The sequence below is a fragment of the Cyanobacterium sp. T60_A2020_053 genome, from assembly GCA_015272165.1.
Taxonomy (GTDB): Bacteria; Cyanobacteriota; Cyanobacteriia; order Cyanobacteriales; family Cyanobacteriaceae; genus Cyanobacterium.
The window spans coordinates 1-4,037 of the sequence record JACYMF010000089.1 but is presented as its reverse complement, the minus strand read 5'-3'; the positions used below and the strand labels follow the sequence as shown (position 1 = coordinate 4,037).

3 protein-coding genes, 1 tRNA gene and 1 pseudogene are annotated in these 4,037 nt (G+C 40.2%); 2 read left to right on the top strand and 3 right to left on the bottom strand.

The annotated features are described in order from the left end of the window. Positions 1-94: 94 nt before the first annotated feature. Positions 95-211: pseudogene (locus tag IGQ45_12535) on the bottom strand (SulP family inorganic anion transporter). Positions 212-446: 235 nt separating this feature from the next. Between IGQ45_12535 and nth the strand changes: the two are divergent. Continuing rightward, a complete protein-coding gene (gene nth, locus IGQ45_12530; GenBank protein MBF2058007.1) occupies positions 447-1,106 on the top strand; it encodes an endonuclease III in 660 nt (219 codons plus the stop codon). A 285-nt stretch (positions 1,107-1,391) separates the two neighbouring features. Here the strand turns inward: nth and IGQ45_12525 are convergent, their stop codons facing one another. Together IGQ45_12525 and rpiA are read right to left on the bottom strand one after the other, a co-directional pair. Beyond that, positions 1,392-2,795 (bottom strand): TolC family protein, encoded by a 1,404-nt coding sequence (locus IGQ45_12525; GenBank protein MBF2058006.1) that lies wholly within the window; start codon positions 2,793-2,795, stop codon positions 1,392-1,394. A 222-nt stretch (positions 2,796-3,017) separates the two neighbouring features. Next, the gene (gene rpiA, locus IGQ45_12520) at positions 3,018-3,728 is read right to left on the bottom strand and encodes a ribose-5-phosphate isomerase RpiA (protein MBF2058005.1); all 711 of its coding nucleotides are present in this window, start codon (positions 3,726-3,728) and stop codon (positions 3,018-3,020) included. Positions 3,729-3,881: 153 nt separating this feature from the next. Between rpiA and IGQ45_12515 the strand changes: the two genes are divergently transcribed. Beyond that, positions 3,882-3,966: transfer RNA gene (locus tag IGQ45_12515), tRNA-Leu, on the top strand. The last annotated feature ends 71 nt before the right edge of the window (positions 3,967-4,037 follow it).

Here is a 4,037-nt window from a genome sequence, read left to right as displayed (position 1 = left end):
CGATTTTTTTGTTGGTTCGTTTACATCCCCCGTTGATTTCAGTGGGTATTTTTTTGTTGAGAAATTCAACGGGGGTCTTTCACTCACATTTCAAGATAATAGAAAAGGCTATGGCTTCGGGAATTAAAGCTAAACCAACTACCAAACCTGATAATAAGTCAGCCTTGGTATTACTAAACCATTCTTTTTTTTAAGTTGCAGTATTTAACATTTCCTCCTCTGTGCAGTGAAAGAGCGACCATTTACTATACCATAAGATTAAGTTTTATTAACAAGAAAAATATTCTTACCCCATTGAGATTTCGTTTGGATTAGCACCAAAATGTATTTGTTTTGGATAGGGAGAAGGGGAGAAAAAATTTAGAATTTAGAATTTAGAATTTAGAAAACAATTACTTCTTCATTTCTTCTACTGTCCATTGTCCATTATCCATTATCAATTATCCATGAGAATTAGTAAAAAGAAAAAAGCAGTAGAAATCCTCTCAATTTTAAAGCAGTTATATCCAGATGCTACTTGTAGCCTTGATTATGAGACACCTGTACAATTATTGGTAGCTACCATTTTATCGGCACAATGTACCGATGAGCGTGTTAATAAAGTTACTCCCCATCTCTTTGCTAAATATCCCGATGCGCCTAGTTTAGCTTCGGCTAATCGTGAAGATATAGAACGTTTAATCTACTCCACAGGATTTTTTCGTAATAAAGCCAAAAATATTCAAGGCGCTTGTGTCAAAATTGTTACTGAATTTGACGGCGCCCTCCCCCGCACCATGAAGGAGTTATTAACACTACCCGGGGTAGCGCGCAAAACCGCTAATGTGGTTCTTGCTCACGGTTTTGGTATCATTGAAGGGGTAACGGTAGATACCCATGTGAAAAGGTTAAGTAACCGTTTAGGTTTAACTAAAAACGATCAACCCGTACAAATTGAGCGAGATTTGATGAAATTATTACCGCAACCAGAATGGGAAAATTTTTCCATCAGTATAATTTATCATGGTCGTGCCGTGTGTAATGCACGGGCGCCGAGATGTGCGGAGTGCGCTTTAATTCACCTCTGTAAAAGCGCCCCCAATTTGCAAAGTCGAACCAAAATTTAGATTTTTAGCAGAGGAGGAAGGGGTAGCAGAGGAGAGATAATTAGGGTCTGCTGAATAAGTCCAAAATCTTGTCAAATAAAGATTTTCACTAACATAAAAACCAAAAAAAGTTCCAAAAATGGTCTTTTTTGCTTAAAAATGCCCCTCTTTGCTCTACTCTAACTAAAAATCATTGATAGAAATGTTCGATTTATTAAAAGTCAGTGTTTGGCGAAGGTCTTTAATTTATAAGCATTTCACCGCGACACCGCGACACCCGAAACCTGACACCTCCCCTCACCAAAACTACTGCTGACTAACCGCGCGCTGTAAACGATTGAGAGATTGATTATAACCAATAATGGCTTGGAGAAAATTCCCCCTCGCTTCCGTCAGCGCCCGTTGCGCATTGATAACGTCAGTTTGAGTGCCGACTCCTGCTTGAAAACGTAATCTCGCTAACCTTAAACTTTCCGTAGCGGTAATAGCTGCTTGTTCAGTAGTACCAATATTCTCTTTGTTAGCTGTTAAATCATTATAAGCAGTTTCCACCTCAAGGCGAATAGCATTACGTTGCCCAGCAAAATCATTTTCATCAATGGCGATACTAATTTCTTCTTGTTTGGACAGTGCCTTTGCTTCTCCACCATCCCGTAAATTCCAAGTGAGACGGGCGCCGGCATTATAACCATCACTGTAACCCGTAATGCCCAACGGACTGATACCAGCAACATTGAGATTAAAATTATAATTAGCAAACAAATTAACTTGTGGTTTCTGCCGTGATACAGCAATAATACGGTCTTGATTATTAATTTCCCTTCGAGCGAGAATTTGATCTAACTCCTCCCTATTTTGGTAAGCCTGAATAATACTCTGCTCAAGGGAAAGACTCCATTCTCCCTGCTCTGCAATTTCATCCGCCGCGCTATACTCCACCGTAGCAGGAATACCAATAACCGTGGCTAACTCTCGTCTAGCATTGCGTTGATCGGCGCGCGCCCTAGTTAACCCTTGATTAGCATTAGCCAAATCTACCCTAGCTTGTAACACATCAAAACGAGTACCCAATCCAGCGCGCTCCAACAATTCAGCATCTCTAAGAGTTTGAGTAAAATCATCTACCGCCGCCTGAGCAATATTCACCTGTGCATCAGCATTTTGTAACTGATAATAAGCCGTTGCCACCTCAAAACGAGTTTGTTGCGTCAAACGATTAACTTCCAATTCAGCGAATTTAATTTCTTCCCGCGCCCGATTAATCGTTGCTTCCAACCTTCCCCCCGTGTAAAGACGATAACCCAATTCTACCCCAGCGCCCGTACTCAGATTATGAGTATTACCAAGAAAACCTTGAGCTTGATTACCCGAAAAAGTAGTGTCAGCCGTGCCATCGACAAATATTTTTTCTTGAGCTTGGGCAGCATTTAAACCCTCTTGAGAGCGATCTAACTCTAATTTTGCCCTACTCAAATCTTTATTATTAGTCAATCCAAGAGATATAGCCTCTTCAAGGGTAATCGCAGGGCGATCAATAATTTCCACCTCTTGAGCTTGATTAGGAAGTAATAATGGATCGCTATTGTCATTACGATTCATTTCTTCACTACTTCGGATGTTAGTAGAATCTTGAGCGACGCTAGGTGACATAGAAATTAAACCAAGCATCAAGCCACTAACAACTATATTTAAGCCCTTTTGATTTAACATTACAATTTCAGTTCAGGATTTTTCGATTTTGATTATAACTGATTACAGGTTTGATAAAGACAATGGATAATAATGGATAATTGATAATTAATTATCTCCCTCCGCCTCCCCTTCTTCCTCTGCTTCCCTTTCTCCCCCCGCTTCCCTTTCTCCCTCTGCCTCCCCTTCTCCCTCTGCCTCCCCTTCTTCCTTTGCCTCCCCTTCCCCCTCTGCCTATTTTGCTTAAAACTCCTTGACAACGGCTTTGCCGTCAATAATTTCACCGACTAAAACTACATCAGTAACACCCACAAATAAACCATTTTCTAATACTCCCGGAATATTATTGATGGTAGATTCAAGGGCGCTGGGGTTAGAAATATCATCAAATTTAACATCAATTACTAAATTACCTTGATCCGTCACCACTGGACCAGCTTTTTTAATGCCCATTCTCAACTCAGGCTTACCTCCCAATGCTTCTAGTTTGCTCATAACAGGAGTAACCGCCATGGGAATAACCTCCACAGGAAGGAGAAAAGTAGAACCCAATTTTTCTACTAGCTTACCAGCATCAACTACGACAATAAATTCCTTAGCAAGACTATCCACCACTTTTTCACGAGTGTGCGCAGCGCCCCCCCCCTTGATCAAATTTTTCTGCGGGTCAACTTCATCTGCCCCATCAATGGCAATATCAATATCAGTAATAGTATCAAGAGTAGCCAGAGGTATATTATATTTTTTTGCCAACACTTCTGCTTGAAAAGAGGTAGGAATACCAATGATATTTTCTAACTCACCACTAGCCAATCTTTCGCCGATATATTGAATAGCATAAGCTGTGGTTGAACCAGTGCCTAAACCTACCACGGAATTAGATTTTACACGGTGGGCTGCCGCCTTGCCTACCTCTTGTTTCATAATCGTAACTAAATCTGTTGTCATAATAATTTGATGATTATTGAATTATTTATATTTGACCAAAGCCCTTATCATAAAACAAAATCGCTCTCTGTTTCTCTTTTTTCTCAAGTCCTTGCACTTTTTAAATTAATTTGTTAGAATAGTTGTCTGTGAGCAATTCACAAAATAAAAAACCCAAAAGGGGGTGTGGCGGAATGGTAGACGCTGCGGACTTAAAATCCGTTGACCTTAATCGGTCGTGAGAGTTCAAGTCTCTCCACCCCCATAATAACTCAATTTTTGGCGTTGCATCATTGCGGGATGATATGCAATTTTCTGATAGGTTGAAACAACTGT